Origin of the sequence: Ornithinimicrobium sufpigmenti (assembly GCF_004322775.1) — a bacterium.
In the GTDB taxonomy this organism is placed as follows: domain Bacteria; phylum Actinomycetota; class Actinomycetes; order Actinomycetales; family Dermatophilaceae; genus Ornithinicoccus; species Ornithinicoccus sufpigmenti.
On sequence record NZ_CP036403.1, the window covers coordinates 3121197 to 3137874 of the forward strand.

Consider the following 16678-nt stretch of genomic DNA (forward strand, 5'->3'; position numbering starts at 1 on the left):
CCGGGAGGATCAGCGCTTGCTGTACTGCGGCGCCTTACGGGCCTTCTTCAGACCAGCCTTCTTGCGCTCCGGCACGCGGGCGTCACGGGTGAGCAGGCCGGCCTTCTTCAGGGCCGGGCGGTTCAGCTCCGGGTCCACGCCGTTGAGCGAGCGGGCCACGCCGAGACGGACCGCGCCGGCCTGACCGGAGGGGCCTCCGCCGTGCACGCGGACCAGCACGTCGTAGGCGCCGTCCAGCTCGAGCAGGGCCAGGGCCTCGCCGGCGATCTGCTGGTGCACCTTGTTGGGGAAGTACTCCTCCAGCGTGCGGCCGTTGATCCGCCACTCGCCGGTGCCCGGGATGATCCGGACGCGAGCCACGGCCTGCTTGCGGCGACCGGTGCCGGCGCCGGGGACCGAGGCGCTGCGGCGCTGGGCCTGCTCCTCGGTGGGAGCCTCGGACTCGGTGGTGTACTCGGAGATCGCGTTCTCGTCGAACTCGTCGGTGTCGACGTCAAGGGTGGTGTCAGTCATCGTCATGTTCCTTACTGCGCGACCTGGGAGATCTCATAGGGCACCGGCTGCTGGGCCGCGTGCGGGTGGGCGTCGCCGGCGTAGACCTTGAGCTTGGTGATCACCTGTCGACCCAGGGAGTTCTTGGGGAGCATGCCGCGCACGGCCTTCTCCACGGCCCGGGCGGGGTTCTTCTCGAGCAGCTGCTCGTAGCTCTCGGCCTTCAGGCCACCGGGGTAGCCGGAGTGCCGGTAGGCCTTCTTCTGCTCCAGCTTGGCGCCGGTCAGGGCCACCTTGTCGGCGTTGATGATGATGACGTGGTCACCGGTGTCGAGGTGCGGGGCAAAGATCGTCTTGTGCTTGCCGCGCAGGAGGATCGCCGTCTGGGACGCCAGCCGACCCAGGACGACGTCCGTGGCATCGATGACGTGCCAGGCGCGAGTGATCTCGCCGGCCTTGGGGGTGTAGGTTCGCATCTGCCTAACCTTCGTCTGGTGTGTGATTGGGCAACCCCTCAAGTCTACCGACGCTGTCGGCACCACCCAAAACGGGCAAATCTGCAGGTCAGAGCACCCTGGAGGGGTGGCCCAGGACGCGATGCCGAGTGTTTGTGCATAACTATTGTGCATCCGCGTCGCGCCGCGTAGGCTGCGGGCATGACCGCCCGAGACGACGCCGGGGCCGCCCGCCGTCCTGAGCGCGGCGGGGAGCGCACCAGCCCCCGCACCTCGGAGCGGTCCGCGCTGCGGACCCTGGCCCATCCCCTGCGCAGCCGGATCCTGGCCGAGCTGCGCGTGCACGGCCGGGCCACCGCCAGCGACCTGGCCCGGGCCCTCGACACGCACACCGGCGCCACGTCATACCACCTGCGTCAGCTCGAGGCCGTCGGCCTGGTCCAGGACACTGCCACTGGCACCGGCCGGCGCAGGGTGTGGGAGGCGGTGGCGCAGGAGGACGTCGGCCTGGTCACCGTGAGCTCCGGGGGCGGCGAGGAGGACGTCGACGAGGACGACGCACATGCCGTGGACTGGCTCGCGCTGGACTACCTCGCCCACTTCGGGGACCGAGCGCGGTCCTGGCTGACCGAGCAGCACGCCTGGGACCCGGTCTGGCAGGACGTGTGCGGCCTGCAGGACCACACGGTGCAGGTCACCGCCGAACAGGCCACCGCGCTGCGCGCCGAGCTGCTGGAGGTGCTGGAGCGCTATCGCCGGGTCGGTCAGGGCAACCCCCAGGCCAAGCGGGTGGTCGTCTACACCTGCGCCCTGCCGGTCGACCGCCGCTCACCCTGACCGGCTCCGCCCCGATCCGTCCTGATCCGTCCCGCTCTCACCGCGATCCCGGCATACCGCTCAGCCCGGCCGCACCAGCACGACGGCCGAGAGCCCCGGGACGCTGGCCCGGCCCTCAGCCACATCCCACAGCGCGCCTGTGACCACCTCGTCCACCCCCGTCCGCTGCACCGGGGAGAGCTGCCACCGCTGACCCGCGAGCGCGGGCAGCCTCACCTCACGCCCGCCGCCCGCGTTGAGGATGACGAGGACGCCGGACTCCGGTGCGTCGCTGCGTGGCCCGCGCAGGTCGTCGACCAGCATCACCACCAGGTCGTCCGCCCCGTCCGCCGTGCCGGAGACGGGGAAGGTGACCTTCTCCAGGATCGCCGTCGCGGAGCCCAGCCGCAGCAGCGGGTGAGCCGCGCGCAGTCGCAGCAGGTCGTGGGCGCACGCCACCGCATGGGCCTGGTCCTGCGCGGACGGCAGCAGGGCGGGGTCGGCCAGCAACGGACGCATGACCGGCCACCGCGTCCCGTTGTCCGGCTCCGGAGGCAGCCCGCGGCCGAAGCCGTTGTCGCCGAGGGCGAAGTCAAGATGGTTGAACCAGTCGCCGGAGGCGTAGCTGTTGCGGTCCAGGCTCTTGCTGCGCAGCAGCTCGGCCCCCGCGTGCCAGAAGCAGATGCCCTGCGACAGGGTCACGGTGGCCAGCGCCAGGGTGTTGCGCCGGAGCCGCTCCCTCATCGACGTCCCCTGCGGGAGCTTGAGCACCAGGGTGTCCCACAGCGTCTCGTTGTCGTGGGCGTCGACGTAGTTGACCACCTCCTCGGGCGACTCGGCATACCCGGTGGGCGCCTGGCCGTAGGGCACCCGCTCGCCGGTCACCTGCTGCCCCGTGGCCTGGGACCGGAAGCTGATCCGGCGCAACCCGCCGGCGAGGCCGACCTGGATCTGGTCGACGCGCTCCCCCGTCGGCCCACCCGTGACGAAACCCAGCCCGGTCCGCGGGTCCGGGTCGTGGACCGAGCCTCCCCGCACGGCGTCGCGCAGGCGGTCGTTGAAGGTGCCGATCCCGGTGCCGGCCAGCTGCCCCTGCACAGCCTGGTGGAAGCGGGCGTTGTCGGCGACCTCGCCGAAGTTCCAGCCCTCGCCGTAGAGGAGGACCGCGCTGCCGTCGACGCCGTGCTCGGCGACGGTGAGTGCGTCCAGCGCCCGTCGCACGGCCATCATGGTGGCGCGGCTGTGGTGTCCCATGAGGTCGAAGCGGAAGCCGTCGACCCGGTAGTGCCGCACCCACAGCACGCAGCCGTCCACCATGAGCCGCTCCGCCATGGCGTGCTCGGTCGCCACGTTCTGGCAGCACGTGGAGGTCTCCACCCGCCCGTCCCCGTCGAGCCGGTGGTAGTAGCCGGGCACCACGCGGTCCAGCACCGAGGTGCGGTGCAGCCCGGAGTCGGTGGTGTGGTTGTAGACCTGGTCCAGCACCACCCTGAGGCCGAGCTCGTGCAGGACGCCGACCATGTCCCGGAACTGCGCGGTCCGGCGGCCACCGTGGGCCTCGCCCGGCGTGGACGTGTAGGACCCCTCCGGAACCAGGAAGTGCCAGGGGTCGTAACCCCAGTTGAACGGGTCCCGGCCCGCCACCGCGCGCACCCGCCTCTGCTGCTCCGCCGAGTCCGGTGGCAGCGCGGCGAGCTCGTCAGGGTCGGCGTGCAGCTGTTCGGCAGGGTCCTCCGGGATCGAGGTCAGGTCGAAGGTGGGCAGCAGGTGCACGGTGCTCAGCCCCGCCTCGGCCAGCGCGCGCAGGTGGTCGCGGCCGTGCCCCGGCTGCCCGAACGCCAGGTAGCTGCCACGGAGCCCGTCGGGCACCCGGTCATCGCCCCGGGAGAAGTCACGCACGTGCAGCTCGTAGATCGCCTGGTCGACGGCACGGATCGGCGGCGGCAGCGGGGCCTCGCGCCACCGTGCCGGTGCGTGGACGGGATCCTCCAGGTCCACGATGACCGACCACCTGGAGTCGAGGGCCAGACCGACGGACCAGGGGTCGGTGCTGCGGACGGTCCGGCGCGCGCCACTGCCGGGTATGACGTGCTCCAGCTCGTACAGGTAGCACCGGTCGGTCCACTCCGGGGTGCCGGTCACCGTCCAGGCGCCGTCCTGCTGCCGGTGCATCGCCACCCGGACCGGCTCGCCGACGGGGAAGGAGGCCTCGGCCGGGTGCTGCGCCTGCACCTCCTCCCAGAGCAGGAGGGTCACCCCGCGGGCGGTGGGGGCCCACAGGGTCAGGGTGGGCACGCGGAGCCCGTGGCCGTCGGTGGTCCAGCTGGGGCCGTAGGAACGGCCGGTGGCGGACGCGGCATACAGGTCGTCCAGCACGCCTGGGACCTGGACGGACGTGGCGACCATCACGGCCCCGGTCGGGTCACGGACGAGCAGCGCGGTCTGGCCGCGCAGGAGGTCCTCGGCACGGGCCGCGTCCGGGTCGGCCAGGTGAAGCGGGTAGGCACCCTTCAGGTGAGGCCAGGCGTCGGCCACGGACTCAGGCAGGGGCCCCGCCTGGAGCCGCAGCGGCAGCTCCTCGGCACCATCCTGCGACCCGGCGACCAGGCGGTCGAGGTCCAGGCCACCGTCCGCCGCGACCACCAGCGACCAGGACAGGTGCTCGACCGGGCACCCGGTGGGCAGCGCACCGGGCGGCAGGGCCACCAGGTCCCGCCGGATCCAGTGCGCGCGGGCTCGCGACAGGTCAAGGGGCTCGCCCGACATGCCCGCTCCTCAGCTGCCGCCGACGACGGGCACACCGACGACAGGGGTCGTGGCATGCCGGTCGGAGACGACGGAGCCCACCGGTCGCAGGTCGAGCCACCACTGGCTGCGTGGCCGGTCCAGCGTGGGCTCCATCTCCTCGGCGAGGTGGTCGATGGGGGTGATCCGCTCCTGTCCGTCGACCTCGCCGATGTAGCAGGCGCTGGCTGCTCCGGCGGTCAGCTCGTGGTCGATGTGCGCCAGGGCTGCGCGGACGAGCCGGGTGGCGAGCAACCGGTCGTAGGGCGTGGGTTCCCCGCCGGTCTGCACGTGGCCGAGGGCGATCCGTCGGACGTCGAAGTGGTCGCCGCCCTCCTCCTCGAAGATCCGGGTCATCAGCTCGGCCGAGTAGTTCGCGTTGGCCTGCTCCCCACGGATGGCCAGCCACAGCTGCCGGCCCTGCCCGAAGGTGCGGGTCATCCGCTCCGCATCCTCGGCCAGGTCCACGATCCCGATCTCCTCCTCCGGCAGGTAGACCCGCTCGGCCCCGGCTGCGAGACCGCTCATCATCGCCAGGTAGCCGCAGGGACCGCCCATCGTCTCCACCACGAAGCACCGCTGGGTCGCCGAGGCGGACATGCGCAGCTTGTCCAGCGCGGCGGTGATGGTGTTGAGGGCGGTGTCGGCACCGATGGACAGCTCGGCGCCCGGGAGGTTGTTGTCGATGGCGGCCGGGACGCACACCATCGGGATCCCCAACGCAGGGTGCGCGTCCCGGGCCCCGTGCAGCACGGCTGCGGTCCGGTAGGCCTCGATGCCTCCGACCAGGACGAGTGCGTCGACGCCTTCCCGGGCCAACGTCTCGGCGATCTGCAGCGTCTGAGTAGCGTCCGGGACGATCCTGCGGGTCCCGAGCTCGGCGCCCGCCCGCCCGACCCAGTCGTCGACCTCCGCCCAGTCCAGGGCGGCGACCCGGCCGGCGACGAGGCCGGGGACCGAGCCGCGCACTCCCAGCACCACGTCGCCCGTCACGGACGCGGACCGCACGAGGGTACGCACCGCGGTGTTCATGCCGGGCGCGACGCCCCCGGCGTGCAGCACCGCGATGCGGCGTGGTGCCCGCGTCGGGCTCGGCGGGTATGCGGTGCCGTGCGGGTCAGCGAGTCGCCCGGGCACCCGCGGCGGGGCACAGAGCTCGGCGACGACCTCGCTGAGTGCGGAGAAGGAGCGGCCGCGCGCCGTCCGTGCGGCGGCGAAGTCTCCGCCCTCGAGCGCGGTCTTGACCGCCGTAGTGTCCTCGACCGCGCTGCCGAGAGGCAGCGGTACGAGGCGGTTGTCGCGGACCCCGACCACCTGGGCGGGGATGTCTGTGCCGTGCAGCACCTGCTGCACGGCGGCATACCCCAGCAGGGTGGGCATCCAGCGGTCATAGGCAGAGGGGCGCCCGCCGCGCTGTACGTGGCCGAGGATGGTGACCCTGGCTCCTTCGCCGCCCAGGCGTTCGGTGATGACCTCCCCGACCTGGCCGCTCGTGATCCGGTGCCCCTCCGAGTCGGTCGCGCCTTCGGCCACCACCACGATGAGGTCTCGGAGGCCGGCCTCGCGGGAGGCCTCCAGCCGGCTGACCAGCGCATCGCGCCAGTCCGGCCCCGGCGGATCCTCCGGGACGAGGACCGCGTCGGCGGCGCCCGCGACGGCGGCCATCAGGGCGAGGTACCCGCAGTGTCTCCCCATCACCTCCACCACGAACGTGCGTTGATGGCTGGCGGCCGTGGACCGCAGGGCGTCGATGGCGTCCACGATGCGGTGCAGGGCCGTGTCTGCACCGATCGTCATGTCGGTGCCGGCCATGTCGTTGTCGATGGAGCCCACGAGACCGGCGACGGTCAGCACCGGATGGGCCTGCGGCTGCTCCGTGGTGATCGCCCCCTGCTCGAGCAGCTCGCTCAGCAGCGAGGGCCACTCGTGACGGAACTCCTCGGTCCCGCGCAGGGACCCGTCCCCGCCGATGACGACGAGCCGGTCGATGCCGTGCTGCACGAGATTGCGCGCCGCCGCCCGCATCCCCTCCCGGGTGCGGAACTCGGGGCACCGGGCCGTGCCCAGCACGGTCCCGCCCATGTGCAGGATGCCACCGACGTCGTCCCAGGTGAGCGCGCGGATCGCGACTCCACCCGCAACCGCGCCGGCCCACCCCTCGTGGATGGCGTATGGCTGACCCCCGAGCCGGAGGGTCGCCCGCACGACGGCGCGGATGGCCGCGTTCATCCCCTGCGAGTCGCCGCCCGAGGTGAGCACCGCCACCCGAGGCCCCAGCTCGGTCGGCGGGTGGGACGTGGAGGCGGCAGCGACGGTCACCGCCCCATCTTGGCATGACCGAAGCCGGAGCCGATCGTTCCGGGGCATGCCAAAGGCCCGCCCGGATTGCTCCAGGCGGGCCTTTGAAAAGAGGTCCGGCGGTGTCCTACTCTCCCACACCGTCTCCAGTGCAGTACCATCGGCGCTGTCAGGCTTAGCTTCCGGGTTCGGAATGTGACCGGGCGTTTCCCTGACGCTATGACCGCCGTAACACGATCAACCCTTGTTCAACTCTGTCCTTGTGCCACGGCTGGACGTGGACACAGGGGTGGTTGTGGGTCGGGAACCGTACAGTGGACGCAGATCTTGTCTTGTCTTTGCGGGGTACACGGGGCGGAGCCCCGTGGGATTGTTAAGTTGTCGGCTTATTAGTACCGGTCAGCTTCACACATTACTGTGCTTCCACGTCCGGCCTATCAACCCAGTAGTCTAGCTGGGAGCCTCTCACACCAAAGGTGCATGGAAACCTCATCTTGAAGTGTGCTTCCCGCTTAGATGCTTTCAGCGGTTATCACGTCCGAACGTAGCTAATCAGCGGTGCCCTTGGCAGGACAACTGACACACCAGAGGTTCGTCCATCCCGGTCCTCTCGTACTAGGGACAGCTCTTCTCAAGTTTCCTCCGCGCGCAGCGGATAGGGACCGAACTGTCTCACGACGTTCTAAACCCAGCTCGCGTACCGCTTTAATGGGCGAACAGCCCAACCCTTGGGACCGACTCCAGCCCCAGGATGCGACGAGCCGACATCGAGGTGCCAAACCATGCCGTCGATATGAGCTCTTGGGCAGGATCAGCCTGTTATCCCCGGGGTACCTTTTATCCGTTGAGCGACGGCGCTTCCACAAGCCACCGTCGGGTCACTAGTCCCGACTTTCGTCTCTGCTCGACATGTCTGTCTCACAGTCAAGCTCCCTTGTGCACTTACACTCGACACCTGATTACCAACCAGGCTGAGGGAACCTTTGGGCGCCTCCGTTACCCTTTAGGAGGCAACCGCCCCAGTTAAACTACCCACCAGACACTGTCCCTGATCCGGATCACGGACCGAGGTTAGACATTCAGAACGACCAGAGTGGTATTTCAACGATGACTCCACAACCACTGGCGTGGCTGCTTCACAGTCTCCCACCTATCCTACACAAGCCGTACCGAACACCAATATCAAGCTATAGTAAAGGTCCCGGGGTCTTTCCGTCCTGCTGCGCGTAACGAGCATCTTTACTCGTAGTGCAATTTCGCCGAGTTCGCGGTTGAGACAGTGGAGAAGTCGTTACGCCATTCGTGCAGGTCGGAACTTACCCGACAAGGAATTTCGCTACCTTAGGATGGTTATAGTTACCACCGCCGTTTACTGGCGCTTAAGTTCAGAGCTTCGCCTTGCGGCTAACCCGTCCCCTTAACGTTCCAGCACCGGGCAGGCGTCAGTCCGTATACATCGTCTTGCGACTTCGCACGGACCTGTGTTTTTAGTAAACAGTCGCTTCTCCCTGGTCTCTGCGGCCATCAGCGCTAACCCGCAAAGGGGTTTCACGCGTCCGGCCCCCCTTCTCCCGAAGTTACGGGGGCATTTTGCCGAGTTCCTTAACCACGATTCACTCGATCGCCTTGGTATTCTCTACCTAACCACCTGAGTCGGTTTGGGGTACGGGCGGCTAGAACCTCGCTAGGAACTTTTCTTGGCAGCATAGGATCACCCTACTTCCCACATACGTGGTCACTATCAAGCCTGAGGCACTGATGGGGCGGATTTACCACTCCCCGGCCCTGCGCTCTTAGACGTGGACAACCATCGCCACGCGGAGGCTACCTTCCTGCGTCCTTCCATCGCTTACCTACTACCGGCTCGGGTCACGCGCTCACCGCCCAAAGCCACACACCCGAAGGTGCGTGACCGGCTGGACGGCTCGGGCGCTTAGCATCACCGGACTCGGTATTGGGCGGTCCTTCGCCGGTTCCGGAATATCAACCGGATGTCCATCGACTACGCCTGTCGGCCTCGCCTTAGGTCCCGACTTACCCAGGGCAGATTAGCTTGACCCTGGAACCCTTGGTTATTCGGCGGAAGAGTTTCTCACTCTTCATTCGCTACTCATGCCTGCATTCTCACTCGTGCCGGATCCACACCTCGATCACTCGGATGCTTCACTCCCGGCACGACGCTCCCCTACCCACCAACACGCCTGGACCCACCCCCACAAGGAGGACAGGCCGAGCAAAAATGTTGGTGCCACAGCTTCGGTGGTGTGCTTGAGCCCCGCTACATTGTCGGCGCGGAATCACTTGACCAGTGAGCTATTACGCACTCTTTCAAGGGTGGCTGCTTCTAAGCCAACCTCCTGGTTGTCTTCGCAACTCCACATCCTTTCCCACTTAGCACACGCTTAGGGACCTTAGCTGGTGATCTGGGCTGTTTCCCTCTCGACTACGAAGCTTATCCCCCGCAGTCTCACTGCCATGCTCTCACTTACCGGCATTCGGAGTTTGGCTGACGTCAGTAACCCGGTAAGGCCCATCAGCCATCCAGTAGCTCTACCTCCGGCAAGAAACACATGACGCTGCACCTAAATGCATTTCGGGGAGAACCAGCTATCACGGAGTTTGATTGGCCTTTCACCCCTACCCACAGCTCATCCCCTCAGTTTTCAACCTAAGTGGGTTCGGGCCTCCACGCGGTCTTACCCGCGCTTCACCCTGGCCATGGGTAGATCACTCCGCTTCGGGTCTAGACCCAGCGACTCAAACGCCCTATTCGGACTCGCTTTCGCTACGGCTACCCCACACGGGTTAACCTCGCCACTGAGCACTAACTCGCAGGCTCATTCTTCAAAAGGCACGCCGTCACCCACACAAGGCAGGCTCCGACGGATTGTAAGCGCACGGTTTCAGGAACTATTTCACTCCCCTCCCGGGGTACTTTTCACCTTTCCCTCACGGTACTTGTCCGCTATCGGTCACCAAGTAATATTTAGGCTTAGCAGGTGGTCCTGCCAGATTCGTACGGGATTTCTCGGGCCCCGTACTACTCGGGTGGCATCACACACAGTCCCACATGTTTCGGCTACCGGGGTCTCACCGTCTTCGCCAGGCCGTTCCAGACCTTTCACCTACACGCAGAATTTCTTACTGTGCACCGGGCTGGTAGACCCGGAACGTGACACTCCCACAACCCCGACACTGCAACCCCTACCAGGTATCACACAGTGCTCGGTTTAGCCTCATCCGCTTTCGCTCGCCACTACTCACGGAATCACATGTTGTTTTCTCTTCCTGTGGGTACTGAGATGTTTCACTTCCCCACGTTCCCTCCACACACCCTATATATTCAGGTGCGGGTGACCAGCGATGAAGCTGGCCGGGTTTCCCCATTCGGACACCCTCGGATCACAGTCTGGTTATCGACTCCCCGAGGCTTATCGCAGATTCCTACGTCCTTCTTCGGTTCTTGGTGCCAAGGCATCCACCGTGCGCTCTTAAAAACTTAACAAAAGTCACACAAAGACTTAAGATGCTCGCGTCCACTGTACAGTTCTCAACCAACAACCAGGCCAACCACCAACCCACACCAGCACAACCGGCGTACGTCAACGGCCCCAGCAACCAAAGGACACCCGACCCACCCCCTGCACACCCACGCACACAGTGCGCGCATGTCCAGGAAGACAGGGCCCGATCCTTCAGGACCCAACAGCGTGCCAAGCACCACACCCCCACCACCACACCCCACTTTCCACACCCACCCCCCACCAACAGCAGAGGACGAGCCGTACTCACGACATGCAGCACCAGAAGGCGCAGCAACTGACCTATCGATGTTCCACCCAGAGCAACCACGGGCACCACACTCGGGTGCACCACGCGGCCACCAACCCCACCCACCAGCAGCGGGCGAGGCCGTTGAGCTCCTTAGAAAGGAGGTGATCCAGCCGCACCTTCCGGTACGGCTACCTTGTTACGACTTAGTCCCAATCACCAGTCCCACCTTCGACAGCTCCCTCCCACAAGGGGTTGGGCCACCGGCTTCGGGTGTTACCGACTTTCGTGACTTGACGGGCGGTGTGTACAAGGCCCGGGAACGTATTCACCGCAGCGTTGCTGATCTGCGATTACTAGCGACTCCGACTTCATGGGGTCGAGTTGCAGACCCCAATCCGAACTGAGACCGGCTTTCTGGGATTCGCTCCCCCTCACGGGATCGCAGCCCTTTGTACCGGCCATTGTAGCATGCGTGAAGCCCAAGACGTAAGGGGCATGATGATTTGACGTCATCCCCACCTTCCTCCGAGTTGACCCCGGCAGTCTCCTATGAGTCCCCGGCCGAACCGCTGGCAACATAGAACGAGGGTTGCGCTCGTTGCGGGACTTAACCCAACATCTCACGACACGAGCTGACGACAACCATGCACCACCTGTGCACCAGCCACAAAGGGAAACCACATCTCTGCAGTCGTCCGGTGCATGTCAAGCCTTGGTAAGGTTCTTCGCGTTGCATCGAATTAATCCGCATGCTCCGCCGCTTGTGCGGGCCCCCGTCAATTCCTTTGAGTTTTAGCCTTGCGGCCGTACTCCCCAGGCGGGGCGCTTAATGCGTTAGCTGCGGCACGGACCCCGTGGAATGGGACCCACACCTAGCGCCCAACGTTTACGGCGTGGACTACCAGGGTATCTAATCCTGTTCGCTCCCCACGCTTTCGCTTCTCAGCGTCAGTAATGGCCCAGAGACCTGCCTTCGCCATCGGTGTTCCTCCTGATATCTGCGCATTCCACCGCTACACCAGGAATTCCAGTCTCCCCTACCACACTCTAGCCTGCCCGTACCCACTGCAGACCCGGGGTTAAGCCCCGGGCTTTCACAGCAGACGCGACAAGCCGCCTACAAGCTCTTTACGCCCAATAATTCCGGACAACGCTCGCACCCTACGTATTACCGCGGCTGCTGGCACGTAGTTAGCCGGTGCTTCTTCTGCTCCTACCGTCACAAAAAGCTTCGTCAGAGCTGAAAGCGGTTTACAACCCGAAGGCCGTCATCCCGCACGCGGCGTCGCTGCATCAGGCTTTCGCCCATTGTGCAATATTCCCCACTGCTGCCTCCCGTAGGAGTCTGGGCCGTGTCTCAGTCCCAGTGTGGCCGGTCACCCTCTCAGGCCGGCTACCCGTCGTCGCCTTGGTAGGCCATTACCCCACCAACAAGCTGATAGGCCGCGAGTCCATCCACCACCGATAAATCTTTCCACCACCACCCATGCGAGTGACAGTCATATCCAGTATTAGCACCGGTTTCCCGGAGTTATCCCAGAGTGGAGGGCAGGTTACTCACGTGTTACTCACCCGTTCGCCACTAATCCACGCAGCAAGCTGCGCTTCATCGTTCGACTTGCATGTGTTAAGCACGCCGCCAGCGTTCGTCCTGAGCCAGGATCAAACTCTCCGATAAAAACCTAAACCCTTATCAAGAGCCAGATCACAAGCAAAACCACCACACCCCAACGGGGGGTCAAGACATGGCAGTCAAAAAACGCCGCACCCAACCCAGCCAAAACCAGACCAGGCACGACAAACAAACAATTGGCATCAATAAATCTGACACGCTGTTGAGTTCTCAAGAATCGGACACACACCGACGAGTCGGGCCTGGTGGCCTTCCCCGTCCGGGGCAACCTCTCCAGCCTACATGCTCTGCTCCGCTGCTCCAAATCGTCATCCTGGCGGATGTGAGTGGAGGTGGGTGCCGAGCGGCTGGGCCACCTCCGCTTTCGCGTCCGGCAGCGAGATAGAACAGTACAGCGTCCTCGGCCCACGAGGCAAATCGGCGCCCACGGTGGCCGCCAGCCGGCCGGTCGAGCGGACATCGCCGCAGGTCAGCGCGCTGATGAGGCCCTGAAGGGCTCAGCCGACGGTGATGCCGATCTTGCCCACGACGTCTCCGCGCTCCATCTTCGCCAGGGCCTCGCGCGTCTGCGCCAGGGGGTAGGTGCTGTCTACCTCGGGCCGGAGCCCGCTGGTCTGCACGAACCGGCTCAGGGCGGTCAGCTCCTCCAGGCTTCCCATCGTGGAGCCGAGCACCCGCAGCTGCTTGAAGAAGATCTTGGTCAGCTCCGCCCTGGGCGGGGCGTCGCCGGACGTCGCCCCGCAGATGACGATCGCCCCACCGGGACGCAGTGCGTTGACCGAGTGGGACCAGGTCGCCGCACCCACGCTCTCGAGCACCGCGTCGACCCGCGCCGGCAGCCGCTCCCCCACCTCGAAGGCGCGCGCAGCGCCGAGGTCCTGCGCCCTGCGCAGCTTGGTCTCGTCTCGGCCGGTGACCCAGACGGTCAGGCCCGCCGCGTGACCGAGCTGGATCAGGGCCGTCGAGACGGCGCCGCCGGCTCCCTGGACGAGCACCGTGTCGCCGGGCCGCACGTCGGCTCGGGTGAACAGCATCCGGTAGGCCGTGAGCCACGAGGTGGACAGGGCGGCCGCCTCGACCGCGCCCAGGTGCTCGGGCTTGGGCACCCACTGTCCCTCGGGCACTGTCACCAGCTCGGCCAGGGTGCCCTGGTGCACCTCCGACAGCAGCGAGCGGCGGGGGTCGAGGGTGAGGTCGCCAGTCCAGCCCGGAGTCCCGGACAGCACCGGGTAGATGACCACCTCACCGTGCTCGGGGTGCTGGGCCACCGCGTCGCAGCCCAGGATCATCGGCAGCCGCTCCTCCGGCAGGCCCACCCCCCGCAACGACCACAGGTCGTGGTGGTTCAGCCCTGCTGCCACGACGGGAAGGACCGCCCAACCGGGCCGCTCCTGCGGCTCGGGACGCTCGTCGACCCGTAGACCGGCCAGCGGGTCGTCGGGGTGGAGGGACTCGGCATACGCAGCCAGCATGCCCGTCACCCTAGCGCCCGGGCAGCGAGCGCACCGCGCGACTCTCCAGGTCCCGGGCGGCCAGCGCCTGCTCCCCCTCGGGGTAGGTGATCTCCTCCAGGCACAACCCGTGGGCGGGCATCACCTGGACGTTCGGGTCGCGCACCGCGCGGTCGGCGACCTCCTCGGGCCAGGTCACCGGACGCCTCCCCTCCCCCACCGGGACGACGGAGCCGACCAGGGCCCGGACCATGCTGTGGCAGAAGGCGTCGGCCTCCACCGTCCCCACCACGATGCCGTCCTGGTCCCGGCGCCAGGTATGCCGCAGCAGGGTCCGCACCGTGCTGGCGCCCTCCCGGGGCCGGCAGAACGCCGCGAAGTTGCGCAGCCCCTCCAGCGATCGGGCTGCGGCATCCATGGCGGAGACCTCCAGCGGCCGTCGCACGATGACGGTGTCCCTGCGCCGCAGCGGGTCCAGCTGGGCGGGCCGGTCGCAGATGCGGTAGGTGTACCGGCGGCGAAGGGCCGAGAACCGGGCGTCGAAGGCGTCCGGGACCTCCGTGGCGGCCCGCACCACGACGTCCTCGGGGAGCACTCCGCGCAGGCGGGTGACCAGCGCGGCACCCGGGGTGCGGTCCGAGCGCCCGGGCAGGGCACCCCATACCTGCGGGGTGACGTCGAGATGGCACACGGAGCCGCGGGCGTGCACCCCGGCGTCGGTCCGTCCGCCCACGGTCAGCCGCGGCGGTGGGACGCGCAGCACCCTCCCCAGCGCAGCGGCCAGCTCCTCCTCGACCGTGCGCAGGCCCGGCTGCCGGGCCCAGCCGGAGAAGTCGGTCCCGTCGTAGGCGAAGTCCAGGCGCACACGCACGGGGCCCATCCTGCCACCCGCCACGCGCCGTTCTGTGGGCGCGAGGGACGGGAAGCGAGGGACGGGAAGCGAGGGACGGGAAGCGAGGCACGGGAAGCGAGGCAAGGAGGCGGGTGGATCGACAGGACGCCCTGGACAGACCACAGGGCCGCCTCCCCGTGGGGAGACGGCCCTGGATGAGCGCGCCGTGACGGGCGCGGTCAGCTCACTTCTGGTCGGCGTCCTCGCCGTCGGCAGCAGCCTCGTCGGCAGCGTCCGCGGCGGCGTCGTCCGCCTGAGCGTCGTCGGCACCGGCAGAGACCATGGCGGCCTCGGTGGTGTCCTCGGCGCTCTCGGTGTCCGCGACCTCGACGGTCTCGGCCGGAGCCGCGACCCCGGCGCCCTGCTCGGCGGCGGCGTCGGCGGCCTCCACCTCGGCCTGGGCCTGGTCGACGGCGGCGTCGTCACTGGTCGGCTCCTCGGCGGCCAGCTCGGCGTCGCTCACCGGCGCGGCGGGGGCGCTGTCCTTGGCGGCACGGGTGGTCGCGCCCTCGGCCTGACGCACGACGGCCTTCCTGGCGACGGGCTCGCGGACGAGCTCGATGACCGCCATCGGGGCGTTGTCGCCCTTGCGGGGAGCGATCTTGGTGATCCGGGTGTAACCACCCTCGCGGTCGGCGACGTCGGGACCGATCTCGGTGAAGAGTCGGTGCACGACACCCTTGTCCCGGATGATCGCCATCACCTTGCGGCGGTTGTGCAGGTCACCGCGCTTGGCGAAAGTCACCAGGCGCTCGGCCAGCGGGCGCAGGCGCTTGGCCTTGGCCTCGGTGGTGGTGATGCGGTCGTGCTCGAACAGCGCGGTCGCGAGGTTGGACAGGATCAGGCGCTCGTGCGCCGGACCGCCGCCGAGGCGCGGACCCTTCTTGGGGGCAGGCATGGGTTCTCCTTCGTCAGTTTCTTATCTGCCGTACTGACTGCTCAGTACTGCTCGTCCTCGGCGAAGGCGGCGTCACCCTCGTCGTCGTAGCTGCCGTCCTCGTAGCTGCTCGCGCCCTCGAACCCGGGCGGGCTGTCCTTCAGGGCCAGGCTCATCTCGGCGAGCTTGTCCTTGACCTCGTCGATGGACTTGGCGCCGAAGTTGCGGATGTCCAGCAGGTCGGCCTCGCTGCGGCCCACGAGCTCACCCACGCTGTGGATGCCCTCGCGCTTGAGGCAGTTGTAGGACCGGACGGTCAGGTCCAGTTCCTCGATCGGCAGCGCCAGGTCGGAGGCGAGCGCGCCCTCCCCGGACGAGGGGCCGATCTCGATGCCCTCGGCCTCGACGTTCAGCTCCCGGGCCAGGCCGAACAGCTCGACCAGGGTGCGGCCGGCGGAGGCGACGGCGTCGCGGGGGGCCATCGAGTTCTTGGTCTCGACGTCGAGGACGAGACGGTCGAAGTCGGTGCGCTGCTCGACACGGGTGGCCTCGACCTTGTAGGTCACGGCCAGCACCGGGGAGTAGATGGAGTCGACGGGGATCCGCCCGATCTCCTGCTCACCAGACTTGTTCTGGGCCGCGGAGACGTAGCCACGGCCACGCTCGACGGTCATCTCCATCTCGATCTTTCCCGACTCACCGAGGGTGGCCAGGTGCAGGTCCTGGTTGTGCACCTCCACGCCGGCCGGCGGGGCGATGTCGGCGGCGGTGACCGGGCCGGGACCCTGCTTGCGCAGGTACATCACGACCGGCTCGTCGTGCTCGCTGGAGACGACCAGGCCCTTGAGGTTGAGGATGATCTCGGTGACGTCCTCCTTCACCCCCGGGATCGTGGAGAACTCGTGCAGCACGCCGTCGATGCGGATGCTGGTCAGCGAGGCGCCGGGGATGCTGGAGAGCAGGGTCCGGCGCATGGAGTTGCCGAGGGTGTAGCCGAATCCGGGCTCGAGGGGCTCCAGGATGAACCGGGAGCGGGTCTCGGAGACGACTTCCTCGGAGAGGATGGGGCGCTGTGCGATGAGCACTGTTCTTTGTCCTTCCCACGGGCGACCGCTATATGACGCCGCGTGAACGTGGAGCCTCTCGGCTCCTGCCCGGACCATCTCTGTCCACGGTCCGGACGGACCGGTGCAGGTATGGCGTGGA

9 protein-coding genes and 3 rRNA genes are annotated in these 16678 nt (G+C 67.2%); 1 reads left to right on the top strand and 11 read right to left on the bottom strand.

Annotation, left to right across the window (positions count from 1 at the left end; translation table 11 throughout):
* Positions 1 to 9: 9 nt before the first annotated feature.
* Together rpsI and rplM are read right to left on the bottom strand one after the other, a co-directional pair.
* Positions 10 to 513, bottom strand: a complete 504-nt coding sequence (gene rpsI / locus ESZ52_RS14335; protein ID WP_131105532.1) for a 30S ribosomal protein S9 — start codon at positions 511 to 513, stop codon at positions 10 to 12.
* Positions 514 to 524: 11 nt separating this feature from the next.
* Positions 525 to 968, bottom strand: coding sequence for a 50S ribosomal protein L13 (gene rplM, locus ESZ52_RS14340; protein ID WP_131105533.1), 444 nt, complete (start codon positions 966 to 968; stop codon positions 525 to 527).
* A 180-nt stretch (positions 969 to 1148) separates the two neighbouring features.
* Between rplM and ESZ52_RS14345 the strand changes: the two genes are divergently transcribed.
* Positions 1149 to 1784 (top strand): winged helix-turn-helix domain-containing protein, encoded by a 636-nt coding sequence (locus ESZ52_RS14345; RefSeq protein WP_131105534.1) that lies wholly within the window; start codon positions 1149 to 1151, stop codon positions 1782 to 1784.
* 60 nt (positions 1785 to 1844) lie between these two features.
* Here ESZ52_RS14345 and pulA read toward each other — a convergent pair whose 3' ends face one another.
* From pulA to ESZ52_RS14390, 9 genes are all read right to left on the bottom strand, one after another.
* The gene (gene pulA, locus ESZ52_RS14350) at positions 1845 to 4529 is read right to left on the bottom strand and encodes a pullulanase-type alpha-1,6-glucosidase (RefSeq protein WP_131105535.1); all 2685 of its coding nucleotides are present in this window, start codon (positions 4527 to 4529) and stop codon (positions 1845 to 1847) included.
* 9 nt (positions 4530 to 4538) lie between these two features.
* A complete protein-coding gene (locus tag ESZ52_RS14355) occupies positions 4539 to 6866 on the bottom strand; it encodes a 6-phosphofructokinase (RefSeq protein ID WP_238154453.1) in 2328 nt (775 codons plus the stop codon).
* A 93-nt stretch (positions 6867 to 6959) separates the two neighbouring features.
* A 5S ribosomal RNA gene (gene rrf / locus ESZ52_RS14360) occupies positions 6960 to 7076 on the bottom strand.
* 138 nt (positions 7077 to 7214) lie between these two features.
* Positions 7215 to 10350, bottom strand: a 23S ribosomal RNA gene (locus ESZ52_RS14365).
* A 423-nt stretch (positions 10351 to 10773) separates the two neighbouring features.
* Positions 10774 to 12297, bottom strand: a 16S ribosomal RNA gene (locus ESZ52_RS14370).
* Together the 16S, 23S and 5S rRNA genes form the textbook arrangement of a ribosomal RNA operon.
* A gap of 452 nt (positions 12298 to 12749) precedes the next feature.
* Positions 12750 to 13724: a zinc-binding dehydrogenase gene (locus tag ESZ52_RS14375; protein ID WP_131105537.1), complete on the bottom strand. Its 975-nt coding sequence runs from the start codon at positions 13722 to 13724 to the stop codon at positions 12750 to 12752.
* A gap of 10 nt (positions 13725 to 13734) precedes the next feature.
* A complete protein-coding gene (truA, locus tag ESZ52_RS14380; protein ID WP_425600020.1) occupies positions 13735 to 14574 on the bottom strand; it encodes a tRNA pseudouridine(38-40) synthase TruA in 840 nt (279 codons plus the stop codon).
* Positions 14575 to 14779: 205 nt separating this feature from the next.
* On the bottom strand, positions 14780 to 15493 hold the full coding sequence (rplQ, locus tag ESZ52_RS19770) for a 50S ribosomal protein L17 (protein ID WP_238154613.1): 714 nt from the start codon (positions 15491 to 15493) through the stop codon (positions 14780 to 14782).
* Between the two features lie 41 nt (positions 15494 to 15534).
* Complete coding sequence (locus ESZ52_RS14390; protein WP_131105539.1) at positions 15535 to 16557, bottom strand: DNA-directed RNA polymerase subunit alpha; 1023 nt, start codon at positions 16555 to 16557, stop codon at positions 15535 to 15537.
* Between the last annotated feature and the right edge of the window lie 121 nt (positions 16558 to 16678).

What these genes read in the sequence shown, in the direction of transcription:
- pulA (WP_131105535.1), bottom strand. Translation starts at nt 4,529, where the DNA reads ATGTCGGGCGAGCCCCTTGACCTGTCGCGAGCCCGCGCGCACTGGATC.
- rpsI (WP_131105532.1), bottom strand. Translation starts at nt 513, where the DNA reads ATGACTGACACCACCCTTGACGTCGACACCGACGAGTTCGACGAGAAC.
- rplQ (WP_238154613.1), bottom strand. Translation starts at nt 15,493, where the DNA reads ATGCCTGCCCCCAAGAAGGGTCCGCGCCTCGGCGGCGGTCCGGCGCAC.
- rplM (WP_131105533.1), bottom strand. Translation starts at nt 968, where the DNA reads ATGCGAACCTACACCCCCAAGGCCGGCGAGATCACTCGCGCCTGGCAC.
- ESZ52_RS14375 (WP_131105537.1), bottom strand. Translation starts at nt 13,724, where the DNA reads ATGCTGGCTGCGTATGCCGAGTCCCTCCACCCCGACGACCCGCTGGCC.
- ESZ52_RS14345 (WP_131105534.1), top strand. Translation starts at nt 1,149, where the DNA reads ATGACCGCCCGAGACGACGCCGGGGCCGCCCGCCGTCCTGAGCGCGGC.